Genomic DNA, 245 nt, shown 5'->3' with positions numbered 1-245 from the left:
TGCTTTTCCACTAATGGACTCATTGATTTTTCCTCCTTTATTTTTTCTCTGCTATACGCAACTTCGCGGACTGTGCGCGTGAATTATTTTCTAATTCTTCCTCACTTGCAAGAATTGGTTTGCGAGTAACTAGTAAAAGTTCTCCTTCAAACCCTTCAGGTATAATTGGTAAATCTTTAGGAAGCTCTGGTGGTGTACTTCTCCGTTTAAAAACCTGCTTACAAATTCGGTCTTCTAATGAATGG

General features: G+C 38.4%; 1 protein-coding gene. It reads right to left on the bottom strand.

The window, feature by feature from the left end; all coding sequences use genetic code 11:
• Window positions 1-37: 37 nt before the first annotated feature.
• The coding region (gene mraW / locus AOA62_RS05100; RefSeq protein WP_099548041.1) for a 16S rRNA (cytosine(1402)-N(4))-methyltransferase at window positions 38-245 on the bottom strand (208 nt) is incomplete at its 5' end.

The sequence above is a fragment of the Pseudomonas sp. 2995-3 genome (genome assembly GCF_002742565.1).
GTDB lineage: Bacteria > Pseudomonadota > Gammaproteobacteria > Pseudomonadales > Pseudomonadaceae > Aquipseudomonas > Aquipseudomonas edaphica.
The sequence above is the reverse complement of the archived record's forward strand: the minus strand, read 5'-3'. Positions and strand labels throughout refer to the sequence as shown.